We start from the raw sequence: 23,011 nt of genomic DNA, 5'->3' as shown, positions 1-23,011 counted from the left end.
TCCTGATAGCTTCGTGGTGGCGGATGGCGCCGGACGCATGCGGCCGCGCACGAGCTATCCTGTCTTTCGATCCGTGCCAATTGCATTTCTCTTCATATGGGCCGGCAGCTTTGCCACTCCGCACGACGATGCGCGCGGCCTCGCGACCTTCGTCTCGCGCGGTCACGCCGGGTTGAAAGCGCGTGAGCGAATTTTGGCTTCGATCGCCCGCTCTCCTTTGCATCTGCAACTGCGAGGCTTCGGTCCTTGGCCTCCGATTCAAATGGAGAGACGACATGACTCAATTCAAGCTGCTGTCGGCTGCCGCCATCGCGTTGGCCGTGCTCGCCGGACCCTCCTCCGCGCGCGAGAAGCACCCGAACTTGCGCGTCAGAGACGCCCATGCCGCGGTGCCCGCAATGCCGGTCAGCAGCATCGATTGCGTGCGCGCTCCCGCTGTCGGCGCCTTTGCCACCGCACCGTGGACCATCCCACCTTGCGAGCCGCGCTGAACCGCACGGGCGCGAGTGGGCTTGCCTTGATCGCAGCGCTGCGACACAACGTCTGAAGCAGCAACTCAACTGGGATCGCAAGCCATGACAGGACAGAAGGTCGCGCTCGTCACCGCCGGCGGCAGCGGCATGGGTGCGGCCGCGGCACGCCGGCTCGCGGCGGACGGATTTGCCGTCGCGATCCTGTCCTCGTCCGGCAAGGGCGAGGCGCTGGCGGGCGAGCTCGGCGGCATCGGCGTCACCGGCTCAAACCAATCCACCGATGATCTGAAGCGCCTGGTCGATCGAGCCATGACCCAGTGGGGCCGCATCGACGTGCTCGTCAACAGCGCCGGCCATGGACCGCGCGCGCCGATCCTGGAGCTGACCGACGAGCAGTGGCACAGCGGGCTCGACACCTATCTGCTCAACGTGATCAGGCCGACGCGGCTGGTCACGCCCGTCATGCAGGCGCAGAAGACGGGTGCGATCATCAACATCTCCACAGCCTGGGCGTTCGAGCCGAGTGCGATGTTTCCGACCTCGGCGGTGTTTCGCGCCGGCCTTGCCGCGTTCACCAAGATCTTCACCGATACCTACGCCGCCGACAACATTCGCATGAACAACGTGCTGCCGGGCTGGATCGACAGCCTGCCGCAAACCGAGGAACGGCGTCAGAGCGTCCCGCTGCAGCGCTACGGCACAACAGCCGAGATCGCTGCGACGATCGCCTTCCTCGCCTCCGACGGCGCCGCCTACATCACCGGGCAGAACATCCGCGTCGATGGCGGCATGACACGAGCGGTGTGAGACTGACGCCCTGCTTACGCCGCGCGCACCGAATCCAGGAAGCGTGCGACCTCGCTTCGCAGCCGGCTGCTCTGCCCGGCGAGCGACTTCGCCGCGGAGAGAACCTGGGACGAGGCCGAGCCGGTGTCATCGGCGCCCTGCCGCACGCTGGCGACATTGGCAGAGACTTCCTGGGTGCCGTGCGCGGCCTGCTGCACGTTGCGAGAGATCTCGCGCGTCGCCGAGCTCTGCTCCTCGACGGCCGATGCGATGGCCGAGGCGATCTCCGACATGCGCGAGATGGTCTCGCTGATCTCCTTGATCGAACCAACCGACTCCTGCGTTGCGCCCTGGATGCCGCCGATCTGCTGGCCGATCTCGCCGGTCGCCTTCGCGGTCTGCTCGGCCAGCGCCTTCACCTCAGCTGCAACCACGGCAAAGCCGCGCCCCGCTTCGCCGGCGCGCGCCGCTTCGATGGTGGCATTGAGCGCGAGCAGGTTGGTCTGCCCTGCGATCGCGTTGATCAGCTCGACCACGTCGCCGATCCGCGCGGCGGCCTTGGCGAGCTCGCCGACACGCTCATTGGTCCTGCGAGCCTGCTCCATCGCCTCGCCGGCGATGCGCGCGGAATCCTGCACCTGCCGGCTGATCTCATCCACCGACGAGGTCATCTGCTCGGCGGCCGCCGCGACCGAATGCACATTGGTCGACGCCTCCTCGGAGGCGCCGGCGACCACGGTCGCCAGTTCCAGCGAGCGTCCGGCCGTCGCGGTCAGCATGCCGGCCGAGCGCTCCAATTCGCCGGCTGCATCCGAGACGACGCTGATCACCTCGCCGATGGCGGTCTCGAATTCACGCGTGAAGCGCTCGACGCGCTGGCCACGCTCGATCTTGGCCTTCGCGTCCGTCGCAGCCGCGGCCTCGGCCGCCTTCTTCGCCAGCAGCGCCTCCTTGAACGTCAGAAGCGAGCCCGCCATCGCGCCGATCTCGTCGGCGCGGCCGCTGACGGGAATCGCGACATCGTCGCGCCCCTCGGCCATTTCGCCGATCACCTGAGTGAGTTTCGCGATCGGCGCGATGACGCGGCGGCGCAGCAGCATGCTGACGCCGACCAGGAGGCCGAGCAGTGCGGCGACCACGACGCCGGCAAGCCCCAGCAGCATCCAGGCCCGGTCGCGCTCGGTGGCGGCACGGTCGCGCGCCTCGGTAATCGCGGCATCGCGCACGACCAGGAATTTCATGATCGGCGGCACCACCAGTTCGGCCAACTGATCGCCGTCGATCGAGTAGTTTGCTTCGGCGAGGCCGGTTGCGATCTCTTTGTCGACGACGGGGGCGGCTTGGCCGAAATAGGCCTGCTTGGCCTCCTTCAGCGCATCCGCCAGCCGCGCCGGATTGCCGAGTTGGTCCACGGCGGCGTCCATGCGGTCCCGGTCGGCGTCGACACGCCCCTGGGCGCGATCAGCCGCGACCTTTTCGGCAGCCGTGAGCCGCCGGTGCGCGCCGATCGCCGGCGACAGCGTCGCCGCACGAGCCCCTGCAGTAACGCGCATGTCCTGAGCCGTGCGGGCGGTGTCCAACAGCGTAATCAGCGAGGCATCGGTGTTGGCAACAACGGTCTGTAACCGGTTCAGGATCGGTTCAATGATCATCGTGACCTGCGCGACGCCGGGCAGGAAACCTTTTACGACGGTCTGGTCGCGCGCGCTCAGCGGCTGCAGAACCGCGCTGTCGGCTGCGGCACGAATCTCCGCCAGTTTCGCTGCGGACTGATTGAGGCTGCCGGAGACGGCCTGACTGTCGCTGAGCTCGGCGACCGCCTTCTGGGCCTTCGCCAGCGCTCCGTCCGCCGATTGCTTGGCCTTGTTCATCGCATCGAGCTGCGCCTGCGTGGCGGGCCCGTCCTGGAACAAGGGTGTTAGGTAGGGTGCACGATAACCGACGACCCCCTGCGAGAACAGCAGGACTGCACCGAACGCCTCGACGGCCCTGATCGCCTCGGCCTTGTCGACCAGCGTGCGATATTGCGCAACGACGACCTCCGCCGCCGGTACGAGCGCCAGCGCCGTGACCGACAACATCGACACCGCAAACAGCTGACCGATCTTCATGAGCCCGGGCTTCCATCCACCTTGTTCCTGAGTGGAACATGTGACTGAGACAACTAACAATTGACTAAGCACGCGGCGTGTCCCGTAGTTTTGCGGGAGACAGACGCGGCCGGCAGTCTCAGTACATCGCCTCGCGCAGGTCGGTCTGAACATCCTTGAAGACTTGGTCGACCGGCTGGGACGAACGTAGGCGCTTGACCAACTTTGCCATCGCGGCGCTTTGCGACCGGTCGGTATTTTCGAGCACCTGGCCAGGCGCGGCTGACGTGACGACCGGCGTGGCCGCATCGGAGCCAATCGGCGCCAACCCATGCGAATAGGTGCGAAAGCGGCGTTCATAGGGGTTGCGCAGCGAGGCATCAATATAGGCAAGGGAGGTCCTGGCCCCGGTGCTCCTGATCACGGCGAGCAGGCTGTTGACGTTGATCCCCTGCGTGCGGACGTCGCGCTCCTGCCAGATCGCGGCATCGACCGGGATCAGATAGTTCTGTCCGCGCGACTGCACGCCGAAGCCGCCGAGATACACAACGACGCTGCCACCGCGCCGGACGCGTGCCTTCAGCCGCTCGGCCGCGCGCATCGCCTCGGTACCTGTCGCATTCGTCACGACCTCGACCTGATAGCCACGGTCGCGCAGCGCGCTCGCGAGCGCATCGGCATTGCCGGCAATCTGCGTCAGCGGCGCATCGGCGTCGGGGTAGCGGGAATTCGCGATCACCAGTGCGGCCTTGTCTGTGGGGATCACGGGCGCTGCCTTCTGCGCCGGCGTCGCCGCGTGGTGTGGTCGCCACCACGCCCGCTTGGCGTGTCCGACTGTGGTCGACAACAGCATCGTGGCGATCACGGCCACCAAGATCCAGCCTGCCTTGCGCATCGTCCGCCTCCATTCACGGCTGCCAGAAAGCAACGCCATCAACATGCGCATCCCGGTGCGCCCATGAATAGAAACGATCGAAATACACCGTTTCCATTTCGGCATATGCCGGGGGCCCAGGAAGACGATCACGGCACCACAACATGGTGGCGGCAAGGCGGGCTGATTACCGCATATGCACGAAAACCCGCCTACCGCCCGGTTTGACAGGCTTCCGCCAGCCTCTAAGTTCGCGCCCCACAAGGATCCGCGCCGATCCAACGCCAGGGGGAAATGCCGATGACTGACGCGCTGCCGCTCGTGCTCGTGCCAGGTCTCATCTGCTCGCCGCGGATCTGGGCGCCGCTGCTGCCGGCGCTGTGGCGGCATGGGCCGGTCACGATCGCCAACCATATCCGCGACGACAGCATGGCCGGCATTGCCCGCCGCATCCTGAAGGAGGCGCCGCCCCGCTTCGCGCTCGCTGGCCATTCGATGGGCGGCTACATCGCCTTCGAAATCATGCGCCAGGCCCCTGAGCGGGTGGCCAAGCTGGCGCTGCTCAACACCCAGGCCCGTCCCGACACGCCGGAGGCGACGGCGCGCCGCCGCGGCATGGTGGCGCGCGCGCAAGGCGGCGGCTATCGCGCCGTGGTCGACGAGCTCTGGGCGAACTTCGTGCATCCCTCGCGCAGCGGCAATGCGAGCCTGCAGCAGATCGTGCACGACATGGCCGACGATGTCGGTGTCGAGGCGTTCCTCCGGCAGCAGAACGCCGTCATGACGCGGCCGGATTCGCGCCCCGTCCTGACGGCGATCCGCTGCCCGACCTTGGTGCTGACCTGCGACAGCGACAATACCGTCCCCAGCAGGCTGTCGCCGGAGATGACCGACGCGATCGCCGGCTCCTGGCTCGTGGTGCTGGAGAATTGCGGCCACCTGCCGCAGCTCGAACGGCCGGAGGCGACAATAGAGGCGCTGCTGGAGTGGCTGGCGGCATGAGCGCACCGGGCGGCACCGCCCCTATCGACGCCAATAGGCGTGCTGCAGCATATTCCCGACGCCATCGCGAGCCTGCTCAGGATCGAGTCCGATCGAGGTGAAGTAGGCAACGAGCGTGTCGATACCGGCGGCGTCGCTCGGCCCGGCCGGGGGAAGCAGGCCTGCCAGCTTGGCGCAGCTCATATAGCGCAGTCCGTGCCAGGGGCGCCCGTCGGTATTTTCCGTACGCCGGCTTTCGAAGTTCACGCCCCAGCGGTGGTTGGCGGCCTTCGGGATCGCCTCGATGCGAATGAACTCAAGCCCAGTCGGTGCGTAGGCCTTGTTGCTGAGGTGATCGACCTCATAGCCCGGAATGTCATCATCGCCCAGCGCGACGCCGTAGGCATGGCTGATAAAGGCGAGGTAGGCTGCCTTGTAGTTCGAGAACGTGGCGCGAACCCAGACCGACCAGGTGCGGTCGCGATCCGAGCCGCCCTCGAGCATGATCACGGAGCGTTCGCGATGGCTGCCGACCCGGCCACTGCGCGCCTCTGCTGCCGCGCTCAGATTGTGGGCCTTGCCCCGGAGCATGTCCGCGCTTTCGACTTGAACCAACGCCCAGGAGGGATCGTGAACCCATTGCTGGATCAGCGCGCGCCGACGCCGGTCGGCGATCGCAATCACCTGCGTTGTCATGGACTGCTCCAGATGACCTTCGCTCAATTATCTATGTGATCGAAATCGCGCCTTCGGTTCGATCCGAAGCTCTCGATGCGGTGAAAATGCGTCGGCGCAGCACCTCGCCGGAAAAGCATAATTGTAGGATGGATTTCGCTTCGCTCACCCCATCCTACGTCTTCGTCACCCGCAGCCCATCCACGAACACGTCGAGCAGCCGCAGCACGCTCTCCTGCCAGCCCCGCTGGTCATGCATGTAGCACATGCCGATGAGGGCGCGGAGCAGGTCGTCGGCGGTGACGTCGGCGCGGACCTCGCCGGCATCGACGGCGCGTGTGAGCAGCGCGCCGATCGAGGCCGTGAGATGCGCGTGCGAATAGGCGGCGAGCTCCGAGTTGGCGTTCATCACGATGGCAAGCGCGGCCATCATGCCCTTCTTGGTCGCGACGAATTGCACGGTCGAGCGCAACCAGTGCCGCAGCGCCTCGGTTGGTGACGCATCATCCTTGAGAGCTTCGGCAAGCTCGGAGAGCTGCTCGACCTCGTGGCGATAGACCGCCTCGAACAGATCCTCCCGTGTCGGGAAATGCCGGTACAGCGTGCCGATGCCGACGCCCGCCTGCCGCGCCACCGCTTCCAGACTCGCCTCCGGGCCGCCGGCGCTGAACACGATCTTGGCGGCAGCCATCAGACGCTCGCGATTGCGGAGCGCATCAGCGCGCGGCTTACGGAGGCTCTCTTGCGTTTTGGTCGACATCTCACCAGCTCTTGATCGAAGCCCCGCATCCACGCCTTGATAAACGGAGGCATCCTCCGTATAAAGCCAAGCGCCGCCGCGGACCAATCACTGTCCCCTTACCTGTTCCGCGGCCGCCGGATCCGGACGGACCACGGCCCGTAAGGCCCTCCCGCCCTGATCCGATTAGGCCATAGCTTCGATCGGAACAACGCATGAATCTGACTGTGAGCCTCACCGTCAACGGTGAGCCGCGCACGCTTGCGCTCGACGACCCCCGCGTCACCCTGCTCGACCTGCTGCGCGAACGGCTGCAGCTCACCGGCACCAAGAAGGGCTGCGACCGCGGCCAGTGCGGCGCCTGCACCGTGCTGGTCGACGGAAGGCGCATCAATGCCTGCCTCCAGCTTGCTGCAAGTCTCGACGGCGCTGCCGTTCAAACCATCGAAGGCGTCGCCGATGGCGACAAGCTGCACCCGGTGCAGGCGGCATTCATCGAGCATGACGCGCTGCAATGCGGCTTCTGCACCCCCGGCCAGATCATGAGCACGATCGGCCTGATCAATGAAGGCCAGGCCGGCGCCGATCCGGAGCGGATCCGCGAGGGCCTGTCCGGCAATCTCTGTCGCTGCAGCGCCTATGTCGGCATCGTCGACGCCGTTGTCGACGTGCAGCAGACGCTCGCGGCCAAAAAGACGGAGCGCGCGGCATGAACCGGTTCGATTATGTGAAGCCCGCCAGCCTCACCGAGGCGATCGCGGCAGCGAGCGCTCCCGGCTCGGCCTATCTCGCCTCCGGCACCAACCTGCTCGACTTGATGAAGGGCGATGTCGTGCGGCCGGCACGGCTGGTCGACATCTCGCGTCTGCCCGAACTGAATCGCATCGAGCGTCTCGCCAATGGCGACGTGCGCATCGGCGCGCTCGTGCGCAACGCCGACCTCGCCTACGACCCGGACTTCGCCAAGGATTTTCCGGCCGTCGCGGAAGCGCTGCTCTCCGGTGCCTCGGCACAGCTGCGCAACGCCGCGACCGTCGGCGGCAATCTCCTGCAGCGAACGCGCTGCGCCTATTTCTATGACACGGCATCCGCCTGCAACAAGCGCACGCCTGGATCGGGCTGCGATGCCCGCGAGGGCGAGAACAGCCAGCATGCCGTGCTCGGCTGGAGCGATTCCTGCATCGCCACTCATCCATCCGACTTCTGCGTGCCGCTCGCGGCGTTCGACGCGATGGTCGAGATCGAGGGCAAAGGCGGCCGGCGCGAGGTCGCGCTCGAGGCATTGCATCTCCTGCCAGGCACCACCCCGGAGAAGGAGACATTGCTGGAACCGGGCGAGATGATCGTCGCGGTGCGACTGCCAGCGGCCGTCCGCAGCTTCGCTCCTCATGCGCGGTATCTGAAGGTGCGCGAGCGCACGTCCTACGCGTTCGCCGTGGTCTCCGCCGCAGCCGGCCTGAAGATCGAGAGCGGCATCATCACGGAGGCGCGGCTCGCGCTCGGCGGCGTTGCCGCCAAGCCGTGGCGCCCGCGCGCAGCGGAAACGTTGCTCGTCGGTCAGGCCGCTGACGCGAGCAGCTACCAGCGTGCGGCTGACGTGGCCCTCGCCGACGCAAGGCCCTCGGGCGACAACGCCTACAAGATCCCGCTCGCCAGAAACATCATCGTGCGCGCGCTTCATCTCGCGGCACTGGGCACGCCGGATCGCATGCCGGCGCTGCCCGCCTCGCCTTTCTCCTCTCCGACAGGAGCCCTTCATGACGCTTGAACTCGATCTGACTCGCGATCCTGCCCACCTGCGGCACGGCTCGAACATCGGCCAGCCGCTGGCGCGGCGCGACGGCGTGCTGAAAGTCACCGGCCGTGCGCGCTACGCCGCCGACAATCATCCGCGGGGCATGCTGTTCGCGGTGCTCGCTGTTGCCAGCGTCGCGCGCGGCCGCGTCGCCTCGCTCGACATCGAAGCCGCCAAGGCGCACCCCGGCGTGGTCGAGGTGATGACCTCTGCCAACCGGCCGCCGCTCGCCGACGATCCCGACGGCAAGCCCAATCCCTTCGCCTTCAGGTTCGAGGCGCTGCAGAACGACCGCGTGCGCTACGCGGGCCAGCCGATCGCAGTCGTGATCGGCGAGACACTGGAGGCGGCGACCGAAGGTGCCTCCCTGCTGAGCCCGCGTTACGAGACTGAGCCTGCGCGCATCGGTCTCGACGGCAATGAGGCCTACATTCCGCCTGTTGTCGGCATGGGCTTTCCCGCGGAAAGCCGCCATGGCGACGTCGATGCGGCACTGGCTGGTAGCGCCAAGACAATCGAGGCGATCTACGAGACACCGCCGCATTATCATAATGCGATGGAGCCGCACGCGATCGTTGCAGAGTGGCAGGGCGACAGGCTCGTCATCGATACGCCGACGCAAGGCCTCGTCATGATGCAGGCGCGTCTCGCCGGCCTGTTCGGCATTCCGCCTGAGAACATCCTGATCCGCAGCCCGTATCTCGGCGGCGGCTTCGGCGGCAAGGGTCTGATGGCGGGACCGCAGGTGCTCGGCATTCTCGCCGCGAAACTGGTGGGACGACCGGTGAAGCTCGTGGTCCGCCGTGAGCAGCTCTACGGTCCGTTCGGCCATCGCTCCCCGACCCGGCAGACGCTGCGCCTCGGTGCGAGCGCCGAGGGCCGGCTCTCGGCGATCCACCATCACGCCAGGATCGTTACCTCGAGCTTCGAGGACTTCTACGAATCGGCGGCGCATGTCACGCATACCCTCTACGCCGCGCCGGCGATCGCGACGACATACGATGCCGTGCGCGCCGACACCGGCACGCCGCTGTTCGTGCGTGCGCCGGGGATCGCGCCGGGATCCATCGCGCTGGAGAGTGCCATCGACGAGATGGCGGAGGCCTGCGGCATCGATCCGCTCGCCTTCCGCGTCCAGAACTACGCCGAGGTCGAGCCGACGACCGGCAAGCCGTTCTCCTCCAAGGCCCTGCGCGAATGCTACACGCAAGGTGCCGAGCGGTTCGGCTGGTGGGATCGTCCGCTGAAGCCGCGCATGATGCGGGACAAGGACGGCTTCCTGGTCGGCTGGGGCATGGGCACGGCGACCTTCCATGCCCTGATGTTCGCAGGCCAAGCGCGAGCGGTGATCCGCCGCGACGGCTCGGGCGTGGTGGAGAGCGGTGCGCACGACATGGGCCAGGGCGCCTGGACGGCATTCGCGCAGATCGCCGCGGATTCGCTCGGCCTCGATCTCGACCAGGTCACGTTCAAGGCCGGCAGCTCCGATCTGCCCGACGCCGGCATCGCCGGCGGCTCGGCACATACGGCAACCGTCGGCACCGCGATCCACAATGCAGGCGCGGCCGTGATCGGCAAGCTCGCCGAGCTCGCGACCGCGGACCGGCGCTCGCCGCTCTTCGGCGCCGGCAACGCCGGCGTGGTGGCACGGGCCGGACGGCTGCTCCGGCGCGACGACGAGAGCCGCGGCGAGAGCTATGGCGAGATCCTGGCCCGTGCCGGCCTTAGCGAGATCGAGGCCTCGGGCAGCGGGCTTCCCGATCAGGCCGCGAACGAACACTATGCGATGCATTCGCATGGCGCGGTGTTTGCGGAAGTGAAGGTCGATCCGGATCTCGGGCAGGTCCGCGTTTCGAGGATGATCGGTGCTTTCGCCGCGGGCCGCATCATCAATCCGAAGATGGTGCGGAGCCAGCTCATCGGCGGCATGATCTGGGGCGTCTCGCTGGCCCTGCACGAGGAGGCGATCACCGACCGCCGTTCGGGCCGCATCATGAACGCCAATCTCGGCGAATATCATGTGCCGGTGAATGCCGACATTCCGGCGATCGAGGCCTTCACGGTCGAGGAGGTCGATCCCCACGTCAATCCGCTCGGCATCAAGGGCGTTGGCGAGATCGGCATCACCGGCTCGGCAGGCGCGGTCGCCAACGCAGTGTGGCACGCCACCGGCATTCGTGTCCGGCGCTTCCCGGTCCGGATCGGGGATTTGGTCGGGCACGGCTGATAGCTGCGATACGGGACGACCGCAGCAGCCGCCTGCTCGGCCTCACCTCCGCCGAAAAGAGATGCCGGTGCGCGATGAGCGCACCCGCATGGGGTCCTACAAAATAAGGTTCGGCTCCTATTTGGTCGCGACTTTTCATCGCGCGTCGTAGCGACCTCGCATAGTCTCGCGCCGGCAAAGGCGGGTTCGAAACCGCGCAGGGGGTCAAGATGAAGTTCTATTCCTTCTGGCGATCGCTGGCGAGCTTCCGGGTGCGCATCGCGCTCCATCTGAAGAATGCCGCGCATGAGGTTGTGCTGGTCGACATCGACCGCGACGAGCAGCGCAGCGCCGACTATGCCAGCGTCAATCCGCAGATGGTGCTGCCGGCTCTCGTGCTGGACGACGGCACCGTGCTGTCTCAGTCACTCGCCATCCTCGACTATCTCGACGAGACATTTCCGGAGCCACCGTTGTTACCTGCCGACATCAAGGGACGGGCGCGGGTGCGCGCCCTGGCGCTGATGGTCGCCTGCGAGGGCCATCCGCTACTGGTGCCGCGTGTGCGGCACTACCTCGACGACGTGCTGAAGCTCGATCAGGAGGCGCAGGCGGCGTGGCGGAAGCATTGGATCGTCGAGACCCTCAAGACGCTCGAAGCACAGCTTGCGGGGGCACAGGGACACCGGGCGCTTCTGCTATGGCGATGCGCCGACGATGGCCGATATCTGCATGGTCGGCCATGTTTCGATTGCGCTCATGCAGAGTATCGATCTGGCGCCCTACCCCACCACCAAGCGTATCTTCGAGACGTCGATGGCACTGCCGGCCTTCGCGCAGGCGCACCCGCTGGCGCAGCCAGATACGCCGCAGGCGATGCGGCGGAAGTGACCGCGCGACCGCCCGGATGACCTGCATAAATCAGGGTTCACCAATTTTTCGTGGAAGAGCCGTAACATGCAACCGCTGGACGTCTGACATGACCAAATCGTCCTTGGCGCGGTGCAGCGAATCAGGTGCTGATGTTCCATCGGGGGACCAACGGAGCCTCGCCCGTGTCGCACCATCATACGCTGCCGCCGCTCGTGACCACGCCGGAATCAGCGAAGGCTAAGGAAACCCGGCGCCGGCGCGGAGCCGGCAGCGTGTGGCGCCGACGCGCAACCGCCGAGTCCGACGAGGCCGACGACATCGACGACATTCCGCGCCTCGCTCCCCGCTCCAGCCAGCCTCCCGCCGAAACCACCGAGCGCCACATCCCCCCACCTCCCGGCAAGCTCAGCGCCGACACGCTGAAGGTGATGCTGGAAGCGCAGGAGGCGACGGCGAAAGACGAGAGGCAGTCTTAATCAACCGTCTGGTTTACGCGCTCAATCGATCAGCGGCACATGCGGCGCGACGTGGCGCGGCAAGGTGCCATCCAGCCTGGGATCGTCGATCACCTCGACCTGCTGGCGGAACGGGCGAAAGCCGGAGCGCTGGTAGAAGCCGAGCGCGCGTGGGGAATCGAAGGTGCAGGTGTGCAGCCAGACCCGGCTGACAGGCTTGCCCCAGGCGAGCCGCAACGCGTGGCTCATCAGGACGCGGCCGGCGCCGCTGCCGATCAGCGTCGCGGTGAGGCCGAAGAACACGATCTCGCATTCGCCGTGCTCTCGGAAATCCAGCTCCAGCAAACCTTCGTCACGATCCTCGCGTTGCAGCGCATGGACCTCGACGCCATCGGCGCGAATGATCGCGCCGAGCTCGGCATCGCTCATGCGCAGGCGCGACGACCATAGCCAGTCCGCGCCGATGCGCGTGTAGAGGTCGCGAAACCAGTCAAGTCGTGGCTCTGCAACGTGACGGACCGTCCACGGGGTTGGCAGCTCGGGCGGCAGCGCAGGCGGCGTCCGCATCTCCAGATGCGTCACGACCGTGGCGATCTTGCCGGCAGCGATGTCAGAATAACCGTCAGGGAGTGTCATCCGTGCGCGTTCTCTTTCTGGTAGCTGTTGAACCATCGTGGCCGGCCAAGGCGCCGGGCACCTTTTGATACATCAATGCCTTCGATCGCTACCTCCAGTCAAAACAAGGACAGGCTGAATGCCGCCTCGCGCCACGGAATTGGCCGATCTTCCGCGTTGAAGGAGCATGTTGGAGGCAAAGCCCGGACCGGAGAGCGCATGCACCGGCGCCGCTGCGACATTCAGGTTGTCGCAAGCGGCGGGACCGGCGTGGACATGCGTTCGCGAAGCAGATGAAATGAGGCGAAATCCGGATGGTTCACAGCTCATGTCGCTGAAGTTCAGGCTCGCTTCTCGAAACCTGTTTCATGACCGGCTTCGTTTCGTTGCGACCATCGTCGGTATCGTCTTCTCCATCGTGCTGGTGACAGTCCAGCTCGGGCTCTATGCCGGCTTCCGGCGCATGGTCACGACCATGATCGATCACGCCCAGGCCGATCTCTGGATCATGCCGACCGGCACCAAATGCTTCGAGGATCCGTCGCTACTGGACGAGCGGCAGCGATTTCGGGCCCTGGCCGTCAAGGGGGTCACAGGCGTGACCCCGCTCGTCATCGGCTATGCGCAGTGGCGGCTGCCGACCGGCACCACGACCCCGGTTTTCATGATCGGCGCCGAGCTCGACGCCGCGAGCCTGCATCCCTGGAACGTGGTCGCCGGCCGGCTCGGCGAACTCGCCATTCCCGGCGCCGTGGCGATCGAGCAATCCTATTTCAGCCGGCTCGGCGTCAGCTCTCCGGGAGATACTGCCGAGATCCGCGACCAGAAGGTGCAGGTGGTGGCGGTGACCAAGGGCATCCGCTCCTTCACGACGACACCTTACGTCTTCACCGACCTCGACCGCGGCCATGCCTATACCGGCATCCCCGCCAACAAGGCGTCCTACCTCTTGGTGCGCGTCGCGCCCGATGCCGATGTCGACGACATCAAGCGAGACCTGCGCGCCAGCCTCACAGATGTCGAGGTGCTGACAACAGGCGAATTCCGCGATCGCAGCCAGTCGTTTTGGCTGTTCGGCACCGGTGCCGGCGCGGCCTTGTTCGGCGGCGCCCTGCTCGGCTTCATCGTCGGCACCGTGATCGTGGCGCAGACCCTGTATTCGAGCACCAAGGATCATCTGAACGAGTTTGCGACCTTGCGCGCCATCGGATCGTCCAGCAGCTACATCTACACGGTGATCATCTGGCAGGCGGTGCTCAGCGCCATCATCGGCTTTGCCGGCGCAGCGGCGGTCTCTGGCGCGGTGGTCAGCATGACCGCCGACTCCGCGCTGCCGGTGACGGTGACCCCGGCGCTGACGGTCGGACTGTTTCTGCTGACCCTCGTGATGTGCGTCGGCTCGGCCATGGCCGCGATCGTCAAGATCATGCGCATCGACCCCACACTGGTGTTCACGCGATGACCGAGCCGGTGCTTGAGGCTGATGACATCGTGCAATTCCTCGGCCAGGGCGCCGGCCGCGTGCAGGCGCTAAAGGGCGTCAGCCTCTCGCTCAAAGGCGGCGAGCTGGCGCTGCTGATGGGCCCGTCGGGCAGCGGTAAGACCACGCTGCTCTCGATCCTTGGCTGCCTGATGACGCCGGCCAGCGGCACGGTCCGCATTGCCGGCAAATCGATCGAAGGCGCCGATCCGGAAGCGCTGGCCAAACTCAGGCGCGACAACATCGGCTTCATCTTCCAGTCCTATCATCTGTTTCCGACATTGACCGCGGAGGAGAACATCCGCTTAGCGTTGGACGTGCGCGGCGACACCTCGCGCCGTGCCGTCGAGGCGGCCCGCAACGTGCTCGCCCGCGTCGGCCTCGGCCATAAGCGAAAGTCGCGGCCGCTGGAGCTCTCCGGCGGCGAGCAGCAGCGCGTCGCCGTGGGGCGCGCCATCGTCGGCGATGCCAAAGCCATTCTCGCCGACGAGCCGACCGGCGCGCTCGACGCCGAAAACGGACAGGCGATCATGAGCCTGCTCGCGGAGATCGCCAAGGACCCGACGCGCGCGGTGCTGGTGGTCACGCATGACCCGCGCACGGTGCCGTTTGCCGATCGCATCATCCACATCGAGGACGGGCGGATCGTCGGCGAAGAGAGCCCGAGCCAAGCAAGGAAAGCATCGCACTCATGATCGCGACAAAGGCCAATCCGAGGGCCAGGATCATCCTTCTCGCCGTGCTGCAAGTGGCCGCCCTGGCGTCCGCGGCTGCGCAGGCCGCCGGCAACGAGACCGCCGACGACAAGCGGTGGCTGGCGGTGGCGCCCGGCCGCGTCGAGCCAGTATCGGGCCAGATCAAGCTGACCGCGCCCGCGATCGGGGTGATCGACAAGGTGCTGGTCAAGGCCAACGACACCGTGCTGGCCGGCGAGCCGCTGGTCCGCCTCGTCGATGCGGACGCACGCGCGCAGCTCGCCTCCGCCGAGGCGCAGGCGGCGATGCGCCAGCGCGTGCGCGACAAGGAATCGACGCCATCAGGCGCAGGTCCCAGGCGACGTGCCGAGGACGCAGTCGCCGATTCCGAGGACTCGGTCTTCGAATTGCGCGCCCTGTTCGACAAGGCCAGCGCCGACAAGCGCGCCGGCCGCACCGATGCCGATGTCGATGCGGCGCGTGCGACGCTGACGCGCGCGCAGGAGCGCCTGGCACAGCAGATGAACGAGCTACGCCGGATCACGGCCGATGCCCCGCTGCCGACGGTCGCCGAAGGCCAGCTCAACGCGGCGCGTGCCGATCTGCAAGGAGCGCGCGCGACGTTGGAGAAGCTGACGATCCGCGCGCCGGTGGACGGCACCATCCTGCAGGTGAATGCCAGGCGCGGCGAGCTCGCCACGCCGCAGGGCGTGACGCCGCTGGTCCTGATGGGCGACATGTCGTCCCTGCGGGTCCGCGCCGAACTCGACCAGCGCGACATCGACAAGATCAAGGTCGGCCAGGCGGCCGTGGTGCGCTCGGATGCATTTCGCGGCCGCGACGTCGCCGGCAAGGTCGCCTTCGTCGCGCCTTTGGTCGAGAGCAGCCGCAACTCCAACCTCAGCCAGCGCAATATGACCGATGTGGACGTCGTCGAAGTGCTGGTCGATCTCAGCGAACCCGGTCCCTTCGCGGTCGGGATGAAGGTGGACGTGTATTTCAAGCCGTAAGCTTTAAGGGGTGGTCAGTCCCCGCTCGGCGGCGCCAGTGGCTGCACGATCTCCTGGAACGGCGGCAGCGCCTCGCAACGCGCCGCATGCGCGGCCAGCGCCGGATAGCGCTCCGCATCGAACAGATGGGGATGCGCTTCGCGCGTGAAGCGCAGCACGCAGGCGACCGCGACATCGGCATGGCCGATCGCCCGTCCATTCCAGTAGTCCGTCGTGACCGCCGCGCGCTCGGCCTCGAGCATCGCCAGCACGCCCGAGATCTGCGTCTCGCACCGCGCGACCCACATGGCCAGACGATCTTTGCGCAGCACGCGCTCATAGATCAGGCTCACCGCCTTGTCGCCGAGCCCGGTGGCAAGGGCGATCGTGCGCAGTGCCTTGCGCCGTGCCGGCCCGCTGCGCGCCAGCATGGCGCGCTCGGGACCAACCGTCTCGTCGAGATGGTCGAGGATCGCGGCCGAGTCGATCAGCGCCTCGCCGTCATCGAGCACCAGGACCGGCACGCGCAACAGCGGATTATAGGGGGCGATCTTGTCGGCATCGCCAAAGGTCGACCACGGCCGATGCTCGAACGGCAGGCCGTAAAGCCGGAGCGCGATGGCGGTGCGGCGGACGAAGGGCGAGTCGTATTGGCCGATCAGGAACATGGCTTATCCTTCTCCTACTCGCCCTCGTCGCTAGCGAGCACCCCCTTCACCGCGCGCGCCCAGCCCTTCAGCTTGCGCTCGCGCGTGGCGGCGCTCATGGCCGGCTTGAAGCGGTGCTCGAGCCGCCAATTATCAGCGAACTTTTGCGGCTCCGGATAGACGCCGGCCTTGAGCCCAGCGAGATAGGCGGCTCCGAGCGCGGTGGTCTCCTGGATCATCGGGCGGTCGACCGGCGCATCGAGCAGATCGGCAAGCCGCTGCATGGTCCAGTCCGAGGCCGTCATGCCGCCATCGACGCGCAGCACGATGGTGGCGGCAGACGCATCCGGCCAGTCGCTGCGCATCGCGGTCCAGAGATCATAGGTCTGGTAGCAGACGCTCTCCAGCGTCGCATGCGCGAGCTCGGCGGGGCCGGTGTTGCGCGTGAGTCCGAACAGCGCGCCGCGCACCCGCGGATTCCAGTAAGGCGCGCCCATGCCGACGAAGGCCGGCACCAGATAGACCGATTGCATCGAGTCCGACTTGTCCGCGAGCGGCCCGGTCTCGGCCGCATGCTTGATGATGCCGAGCCCATCGCGCAGCCACTGCACCGCCGAGCCCGCGACGAAGATCGAACCTTCCAGCGCATAGGTGCGCACGCCGCCGAGCTGATAGGCGATGGTCGTGAGCAGACGGTTCTTGGAGACGACAGGCGTCGTGCCGGTGTTGAGCAGCGCGAAGCAGCCGGTGCCGTAGGTCGATTTCATCATGCCCGGCGTGAAGCAGGCCTGGCCGATGGTCGCAGCCTGCTGGTCGCCGGCGATGCCCGAGATCGCAATTGGGCCACCGAACAGATCCGGGACGGTCTCGCCGAAATGCGCCGAGGAATCCTTCACCTCGGGGAGCATCGAGCGCGGCACGCGCAGCAGCTCGAGCAGTTCGTCGTCCCACTGCCCAGTGTGGATGTTGAACAGCAGGGTGCGCGAGGCGTTGGTGGCATCCGTCGCGTGCACCTTGCCGCCGGTGAGGCGCCACAGCAGATAGCAATCGATCGTGCCGAACATCAGCTCGCCGGCCTCCGCGCGCTCGCGTGCGCCCGGCACGTGATCGAGGATCCAGGCGACTTTGGTGCCCGAAAAATAGGGGTCGATGATCAGCCCGGTCTTCTCCGAGATCCTGGGCTCATGGCCCTCGTTCTTGAGCCGGGCGCAGATGTCGGCGGTGCGGCGGTCCTGCCAGACGACCGCGCGGTGCACGGCCTGGCCGGTGGCGCGGTCCCACACCACGGTGGTCTCGCGCTGATTGGTGATGCCGATCGCCGCGACGTCCCTGGCCGCCAGGCCGGCTTTGTCCAGCGCATCACGGCAGGTAATGATGGTCGAGGTCCAGATGTCCTCCGGCTCGTGCTCGACCCAGCCGGACGCCGGAAAATGCTGCGGGAATTCCTGCTGTGCCACTGCCGCGATCGAGATGTCGGAACGGAAGACGATGGCGCGCGAGGACGTGGTGCCCTGATCGATGGCCAGCACGAAGGACATGACGTTTCATCCCGAGAAGCTGTTGTGGGACGCACAAGCAAGCGGATTGAGAGAGGAAGGTCAATATCTCCCTGTCGTCGCGGCCAAGCGAAGCGCGAGCCGGGACCCATACCGCGTTGTGCTCTCGGTTGAAGCACGGCGGCGGATATCCGTCGTAGCAAGAACGGCCGGTGAGTATGGGTCCCGGCGTTCGCCGGGACGACATCGGTGCTACACCGCCGCCGTGGTCACGCCGCCATCGACGACGATGGTTTGGCCGGTCATGAAGGTCGAGGCGTCGGAGGCCAGATAGGCCACGGCGCCGGCAATCTCGTGCGGCTCGCCGATCCGCCGCAGCGGCGTGGTGGCGCAGCGCTGCTTCAGCCGCGCCTCGTCCTCCCACAGCGCGCGGGCGAAGTCGGTCTTGACGAGGCCCGGCGCCACGCAATTGACGCGCACGCCCTTCGGGCCCCATTCGCCGGCGAGGCTGCGGCACAGCGCGAAATCCGCCGCCTTCGAGATGCCGTAGGCGCCGATCACGGTCGAGCCACGAAGTCCGCCGATCGAGGAGATGATCACGACCGAACCCCTGCCGCGCTCGGCCATGGCCGGAATTGCCTTGGCGCAGAGCCAGAGATTGCTCTTCACGTTGGAGCCCATGATCTTGTCGAAGGCTTCGTCGGTGATATCGAGCAATGGGCCGTAGTAAGGATTGACGGCGGCGTTGCAGACGAGGATGTCGACCTTGCCGTAATGCGCAACAGTGCCGTCGATCAACGCGTCAACCTCGGCGCGGCGCGAGATGTTGCAGGGAATGACGTGCGCATCGCCACCGGACTTGCGGATGGCTTCGGCGACGTCTTCGCAGGCATCGGCCTTGCGGCTGGAGATCACCACCCTGGCGCCGAGCTGCGCCAGCAGCTCCGCCGAAGCGCGGCCGATGCCGCGGCTGGAGCCGGTGAGGACGGCGACCTGGCCGGTGAGATCGAAGGGGATGTTTTTCATTATTGTTTCCTCCGCGACGACGACGTAGCCCGGATGAGCGCAGCGACATCCGGGATCATCGTCATGTTACCCGGATATCGCTGCGCTCATCCGGGCTACGATTGGCTCTATCGGCCGTCATTGCGAGGAGCGCCAGCGACGAAGCAATCCAGACTTCTTGAACAGCACTGGATTGCTTCGCTTCGCTCGCAATGACGATGACCTTCAGATCAAGCTGCCCGCCTCGGCCACGCGGCGCTGGTGGTAGTCGGTGTCGCCAAAGCTGTTCTCGATCATCGTCAGGCGTTTGAAGTAGTGGCCGATCTTGGCCTCCATGGTCATGCCGATGCCGCCATGGAGCTGGATCGACTGCTGGCCGACGAACTTGCCGGATTTGCCGATCTGCACCTTGGCCGCCGCGATCGCGGTCGCGCGCTCCTTGGCGTCGTCGAAATCGTTCGCCATGGTCGCGAACATCGACATCGAGCGCGCCTGCTCCAGGGCGACGAACATGTCCGCCGCGCGGTGCTGCAACGCCTGGAACGAGCCGATCGGCACGCCGAACTGCTTGCGGGTCTTGATGTACTCGACAGTCGTCTTGAGCGACTCGTCCATCAGCCCGACCGCTTCGGCGCACAGCGCGACGCGGGCGTCGTCGACCACGCGCTCGATCAGCGGCAGGCCGTTTTCGGGATCGCCGATCACGCTGTCGGCGCCGACCTCGACACCGGTGAAGGTGATGTCGGCCGCGTGCAGACCGTCCTGCGTCGGATAGCCCTTGCGCGTGATGCCCTTCGCATCGGCCGGCACGATGAAGACGCCGATGCCGGTCTTGTCTCGTTGCGATCCCTTGGTGCGCGCCGTGACGATCAGCGTGTCGGCGCTGTCGCCATTGAGCACGACGAACTTCTCGCCGTCGATGACATAAACGTCGCCCTTCTTCTTCGCGGAGGTCGCGACATCGAAGAGATCGTAGCGCGACTGCTTTTCGAGCTGCGCAAAGCCGAAGGTCTTGCTACCGTCGATGATGCCAGGGATGTGCGCGGCTTTCTGCGCGTCCGAGCCGCCATGGCGCAGGAAGCCGCCGGCGATCACCACTGTGGCGAGGTAAGGCTCGAGCACCAGCGCGCGGCCCATCGCCTCCATCACGATCATGGTCTCGACGCCGCCGGCGCCGAAGCCGCCATCCTCTTCGGCAAACGGCAAGCCGAGCAGCCCCTGCTCGGCGAGCCTGCTCCACATCGCCCTGCTCCAGCCGCCCTGTTCTGCCATGTATTTCTTGCGCGTCTCGAAATCATAGGCATCGGCGAGCAGGCCATCGATGCTTTCTTTCAGGAGCCGCTGCTCCTCGGACAGATCAAAATCCATATCACTGTGCTCTCTTTAAACGCGGACAGTTATGTTGCCGCTGTTGTCGCCTGATCCTCCGCTGTCATCCCCGCGAAGGCGGGGATCCAGTAATCACCAGCGTCGAAGTCACTCACGACTGCCGCGGCGTACTGGGTCCCCCGCCTGCGCGGGGGACGACCACCATTCGTGTCGCGACTGCGTCACAGCCCCAGCACCGCCTTCGAGATGATGTTGCGCTGGATCTCGTTGGAGCCGCCATAGATCGAGACCTTGCGGTTGTTGAAGTAGCTCGGCGCGATCTGCGCGGTCCAATCCATGGTTTCGTTGCTGTCCTCGTCGCCGTGAACATCATAAGGCGCGGCGAATGGCCCGATCACCTCCATCAGAAGCTCGGTGGTGGTCTGCTGGATCTCCGAGCCCTTGATCTTCAGCACGGACGAGGCCGGATTGGGCTTGCCCTTGCCGTGCTTGCCCTCGTCGGCGACGACGCGAAGCTGGGTGAGCTCAAGCGCCTTCAGCTCGATCTCGCAGGCCGCCAGCTTCTCGCGGAAGGCCGGGTCCTCGATCACCGGACGGCCGCCGGATTCGACCTTGGAGGCGAGCTCGCGAATGCGACGCAGCCGCTCCTTAGAGACGCCGACGCGGGCGATCCCGGTGCGCTCGTTGCCGAGCAGGAATTTGGCATAGTCCCAGCCCTTGTTCTCCTCGCCGATCAAGTTCTCGATGGGCACCTCGACGTCATCGAAGAAGACCTCGTTGACCTCGTGGCCACCATCGATGGTCTGGATCGGGCGCACGGTGACGCCCTTCGACTTCATGCTGAACACGATGAAGGAGATGCCCATCTGCTTCTTCGCGGAGGGATCGGTGCGGCAGAGACAGAAGATCATGTCGGCATATTGCGCCAGCGTCGTCCAGGTCTTCTGGCCGTTGATGATCCACTTGTCGCCTTTGCGCTCGGCCTTGGTCTTGAGAGAGGCGAGATCGGAGCCCGAGCCCGGCTCGGAGAAGCCCTGGCACCACCAGTCGTCGACATTGGCGATGCGCGGCAGATAGCGCTTCTTCTGCTCTTCGTTGCCGAACGTGTAGATGACCGGACCGACCATGGACACGCCGAAGGCGAGCGGCTGCGGCGCCGGATAGGACTGCAGCTCCTCGTTGAAGATGTAGTGCTGCACGGAGGTCCAGCCGGTGCCGCCATATTCCTTCGGCCAGTGTGAGACGCCCCAGCCCTTCTTGTTGAGGATGCGCCACCAGGTGACCATCTCGTCCTTAGTGAGATGACGGCCCTCGACCAGCTTACGCCGCGTCTCCGGCGGCACGTTGTCCTTGAAGAACTGCCGGACTTCGTCGCGGAAGGCCTGCTCTTCCCTCGTGAATGCGAGATCCATTGGATGCTCCTTGCGTATAGGCTTGTCTCGACATATCCGCGGCGGGGGTGCGCCCCCTCTCCCTCCGGGAGAGGGTTGGGGTGAGGGGTTACGGTCTAACGAGGAACGCTCCCCCTCACCCGGATCGCTGCGCGATCCGACCTCTCCCCGCCGGGGAGAGGTGACGACCGCATGCGTGGCACCACCAACCCAACCAAATAGTTACTGCAGCACCTCGAACAGGCCGGCGGCGCCCATGCCGCCGCCGACGCACATCGTGACGACGGCATACTTCGCCTTGCGGCGGCGGCCCTCGATCAGGGCGTGGCCGGTCAGACGTGCGCCCGACATGCCGTAGGGATGACCGACCGCGATCGCGCCGCCATTGACGTTGATCTTCTCCGGATCGATGCCGAGCTTGTCGCGGCAGTAGATCACCTGCACGGCGAAAGCCTCGTTCAGCTCCCAGAGCCCGATGTCATCGACCGTGAGCCCGTGGCGCTTCAGCAGCCGTGGCACCGCGAACACCGGCCCGATACCCATCTCGTCGGGCTCGCAACCATGAGCGACGAAGCCGCGGAAGATGCCGAGCGGCTTGAGGCCGCGCTTCGCAGCCTCCTTGTCGCTCATGATGACAGACGCGCTCGCGCCATCAGAGAGCTGGCTGGCATTGCCGGCGGTGATGGAAAAACCCTCGCCGCGCACTGGCTTCAATCCGGCGAGCCCTTCGGCGGTGGTGTCCGGACGCGGGCCTTCATCCTGCGAGAGCGTGACGTCCTTGAACGAGACGTTGCCGGTCGCCTTGTCGGTTACCGCCATCTTGGTCGTGATCGGCGCCAGCTCGTCATTGAACTTGCCGCCCTGCTGGGCGGCGGCCACGCGGCGCTGGCTCTCCAGCGAATATTCGTCCTGGCGCTCGCGCGAGATGCCGTAGCGCTTGGCGACCACCTCGGCGGTGTCGATCATCGGCATATAGACCTCGCCCTTGATCTCGAGCAGCGCCGGATCCTGGGCGTGGAACGTATTCATCTTGTCGTTCTGCACGAGGCTGATCGACTCGCCGCCGCCGCCGACTGCGATCTCGACGCCGTCGAAGATCACCGAGCGTGCTGCGAGCGCGATCGCCTGCAGGCCCGAGGCGCACTGCCGATCGATCGTGGTGCCGCCGACCGTGACGGGCAGGCCGGCGCGCAGCAGCGCCTTGCGCGCGATGTTGCCGCCGGTCGCGCCCTGCTGCAGGGCGGCGCCCATCACCACGTCTTCGACCTCCTTCGGGTCGACATTGGCGCGCTTCACGGCCTCGCCGATGGCGTGGCCGAGCAGCGTCGCGCCCTCGGTAACGTTGAGCGCGCCGCGATAGGCCTTGCCGATCGGGGTGCGGGCAGTGGAAACGATGACGGCGTCGGTCATGGGCGAC

At 66.2% G+C, this 23,011-nt stretch carries 22 protein-coding genes; 11 read left to right on the top strand and 11 right to left on the bottom strand.

The annotated features are described in order from the left end of the window. The first annotated feature begins 275 nt into the window (after window positions 1-275). Both P6U24_RS04650 and P6U24_RS04645 read left to right on the top strand, forming a co-directional pair. On the top strand, window positions 276-491 hold the full coding sequence (locus P6U24_RS04650; protein ID WP_407158019.1) for a hypothetical protein: 216 nt from the start codon (window positions 276-278) through the stop codon (window positions 489-491). 84 nt (window positions 492-575) lie between these two features. Beyond that, the gene (locus tag P6U24_RS04645; RefSeq protein WP_407158018.1) at window positions 576-1,280 is read left to right on the top strand and encodes an SDR family oxidoreductase; all 705 of its coding nucleotides are present in this window, start codon (window positions 576-578) and stop codon (window positions 1,278-1,280) included. A gap of 14 nt (window positions 1,281-1,294) precedes the next feature. Here the strand turns inward: P6U24_RS04645 and P6U24_RS04640 are convergent, their stop codons facing one another. Further along, window positions 1,295-3,370 (bottom strand): methyl-accepting chemotaxis protein, encoded by a 2,076-nt coding sequence (locus P6U24_RS04640; RefSeq protein ID WP_407160778.1) that lies wholly within the window; start codon window positions 3,368-3,370, stop codon window positions 1,295-1,297. 118 nt (window positions 3,371-3,488) lie between these two features. Next, window positions 3,489-4,244: a caspase domain-containing protein gene (locus tag P6U24_RS04635; protein ID WP_407158017.1), complete on the bottom strand. Its 756-nt coding sequence runs from the start codon at window positions 4,242-4,244 to the stop codon at window positions 3,489-3,491. A 279-nt stretch (window positions 4,245-4,523) separates the two neighbouring features. Between P6U24_RS04635 and P6U24_RS04630 the strand changes: the two genes are divergently transcribed. Continuing rightward, entirely contained in the window at window positions 4,524-5,225 is a 702-nt protein-coding gene (locus P6U24_RS04630) for an alpha/beta fold hydrolase (RefSeq protein WP_407158016.1), read from the top strand. Between the two features lie 21 nt (window positions 5,226-5,246). Here the strand turns inward: P6U24_RS04630 and P6U24_RS04625 are convergent, their stop codons facing one another. After that, complete coding sequence (locus P6U24_RS04625; RefSeq protein WP_407158015.1) at window positions 5,247-5,900, bottom strand: hypothetical protein; 654 nt, start codon at window positions 5,898-5,900, stop codon at window positions 5,247-5,249. A gap of 154 nt (window positions 5,901-6,054) precedes the next feature. Beyond that, window positions 6,055-6,639, bottom strand: coding sequence for a TetR/AcrR family transcriptional regulator (locus P6U24_RS04620; protein WP_407158014.1), 585 nt, complete (start codon window positions 6,637-6,639; stop codon window positions 6,055-6,057). A gap of 194 nt (window positions 6,640-6,833) precedes the next feature. Here P6U24_RS04620 and P6U24_RS04615 point away from each other — a divergent pair, with 194 nt between their 5' ends. The 5 genes from P6U24_RS04615 to P6U24_RS04595 all read left to right on the top strand — a co-directional run bounded on the left by P6U24_RS04615 (window position 6,834) and on the right by P6U24_RS04595 (window position 11,968). Next, window positions 6,834-7,331 carry a (2Fe-2S)-binding protein gene (locus tag P6U24_RS04615; protein ID WP_407158013.1) on the top strand — a complete coding sequence of 166 codons (498 nt, stop codon included), beginning with the start codon at window positions 6,834-6,836 and terminating at the stop codon, window positions 7,329-7,331. After that, entirely contained in the window at window positions 7,328-8,386 is a 1,059-nt protein-coding gene (locus P6U24_RS04610) for an FAD binding domain-containing protein (RefSeq protein WP_407158012.1), read from the top strand. Before P6U24_RS04615 ends, P6U24_RS04610 begins: the two co-directional genes overlap by 4 nt. Next, window positions 8,376-10,640 carry a xanthine dehydrogenase family protein molybdopterin-binding subunit gene (locus P6U24_RS04605; RefSeq protein WP_407158011.1) on the top strand — a complete coding sequence of 755 codons (2,265 nt, stop codon included), beginning with the start codon at window positions 8,376-8,378 and terminating at the stop codon, window positions 10,638-10,640. The genes P6U24_RS04610 and P6U24_RS04605 overlap by 11 nt, the downstream gene beginning before the upstream one ends. A 209-nt stretch (window positions 10,641-10,849) precedes the next feature. Continuing rightward, window positions 10,850-11,530 (top strand): glutathione S-transferase N-terminal domain-containing protein, encoded by a 681-nt coding sequence (locus P6U24_RS04600; protein WP_407158010.1) that lies wholly within the window; start codon window positions 10,850-10,852, stop codon window positions 11,528-11,530. Between the two features lie 144 nt (window positions 11,531-11,674). Next, complete coding sequence (locus P6U24_RS04595; protein WP_407158009.1) at window positions 11,675-11,968, top strand: hypothetical protein; 294 nt, start codon at window positions 11,675-11,677, stop codon at window positions 11,966-11,968. 21 nt (window positions 11,969-11,989) lie between these two features. Here P6U24_RS04595 and P6U24_RS04590 read toward each other — a convergent pair whose 3' ends face one another. Continuing rightward, on the bottom strand, window positions 11,990-12,583 hold the full coding sequence (locus P6U24_RS04590; protein ID WP_407158008.1) for a GNAT family N-acetyltransferase: 594 nt from the start codon (window positions 12,581-12,583) through the stop codon (window positions 11,990-11,992). Between the two features lie 307 nt (window positions 12,584-12,890). Between P6U24_RS04590 and P6U24_RS04585 the strand changes: the two genes are divergently transcribed. Genes P6U24_RS04585 through P6U24_RS04575 form a run of 3 tightly spaced genes read left to right on the top strand, consistent with a single transcriptional unit; the run spans window position 12,891 to window position 15,747 of the window. After that, window positions 12,891-14,024, top strand: coding sequence for an ABC transporter permease (locus tag P6U24_RS04585; protein WP_407158007.1), 1,134 nt, complete (start codon window positions 12,891-12,893; stop codon window positions 14,022-14,024). Next, window positions 14,021-14,737, top strand: coding sequence for an ABC transporter ATP-binding protein (locus P6U24_RS04580; protein WP_407158006.1), 717 nt, complete (start codon window positions 14,021-14,023; stop codon window positions 14,735-14,737). The genes P6U24_RS04585 and P6U24_RS04580 overlap by 4 nt, the downstream gene beginning before the upstream one ends. Further along, window positions 14,734-15,747, top strand: coding sequence for an HlyD family secretion protein (locus P6U24_RS04575; protein ID WP_407158005.1), 1,014 nt, complete (start codon window positions 14,734-14,736; stop codon window positions 15,745-15,747). The genes P6U24_RS04580 and P6U24_RS04575 overlap by 4 nt, the downstream gene beginning before the upstream one ends. A 14-nt stretch (window positions 15,748-15,761) precedes the next feature. Here P6U24_RS04575 and P6U24_RS04570 read toward each other — a convergent pair whose 3' ends face one another. The 6 genes from P6U24_RS04570 to P6U24_RS04545 form a co-directional block, all read right to left on the bottom strand. Then, a complete protein-coding gene (locus tag P6U24_RS04570; protein WP_407158004.1) occupies window positions 15,762-16,394 on the bottom strand; it encodes a glutathione S-transferase family protein in 633 nt (210 codons plus the stop codon). 14 nt (window positions 16,395-16,408) lie between these two features. Next, a complete protein-coding gene (gene glpK / locus P6U24_RS04565; protein WP_407158003.1) occupies window positions 16,409-17,911 on the bottom strand; it encodes a glycerol kinase GlpK in 1,503 nt (500 codons plus the stop codon). Between the two features lie 210 nt (window positions 17,912-18,121). Further along, complete coding sequence (locus tag P6U24_RS04560; protein WP_407158002.1) at window positions 18,122-18,895, bottom strand: SDR family NAD(P)-dependent oxidoreductase; 774 nt, start codon at window positions 18,893-18,895, stop codon at window positions 18,122-18,124. A 204-nt stretch (window positions 18,896-19,099) separates the two neighbouring features. Then, window positions 19,100-20,242 carry a pimeloyl-CoA dehydrogenase small subunit gene (gene pimD / locus P6U24_RS04555; protein ID WP_407158001.1) on the bottom strand — a complete coding sequence of 381 codons (1,143 nt, stop codon included), beginning with the start codon at window positions 20,240-20,242 and terminating at the stop codon, window positions 19,100-19,102. Window positions 20,243-20,424: 182 nt separating this feature from the next. Further along, window positions 20,425-21,615, bottom strand: a complete 1,191-nt coding sequence (gene pimC, locus P6U24_RS04550) for a pimeloyl-CoA dehydrogenase large subunit (protein WP_407158000.1) — start codon at window positions 21,613-21,615, stop codon at window positions 20,425-20,427. Window positions 21,616-21,816: 201 nt separating this feature from the next. After that, complete coding sequence (locus tag P6U24_RS04545; protein WP_407157999.1) at window positions 21,817-23,004, bottom strand: acetyl-CoA C-acyltransferase; 1,188 nt, start codon at window positions 23,002-23,004, stop codon at window positions 21,817-21,819. Window positions 23,005-23,011: the final 7 nt, after the last annotated feature.

The sequence above is a fragment of the Bradyrhizobium sp. STM 3557 genome, from assembly GCF_045571465.1.
Classification (GTDB): domain Bacteria; phylum Pseudomonadota; class Alphaproteobacteria; order Rhizobiales; family Xanthobacteraceae; genus Bradyrhizobium.
Note: the sequence above shows the minus strand (reverse complement) of the source record. Positions and strands in the feature narration are given on the sequence as shown.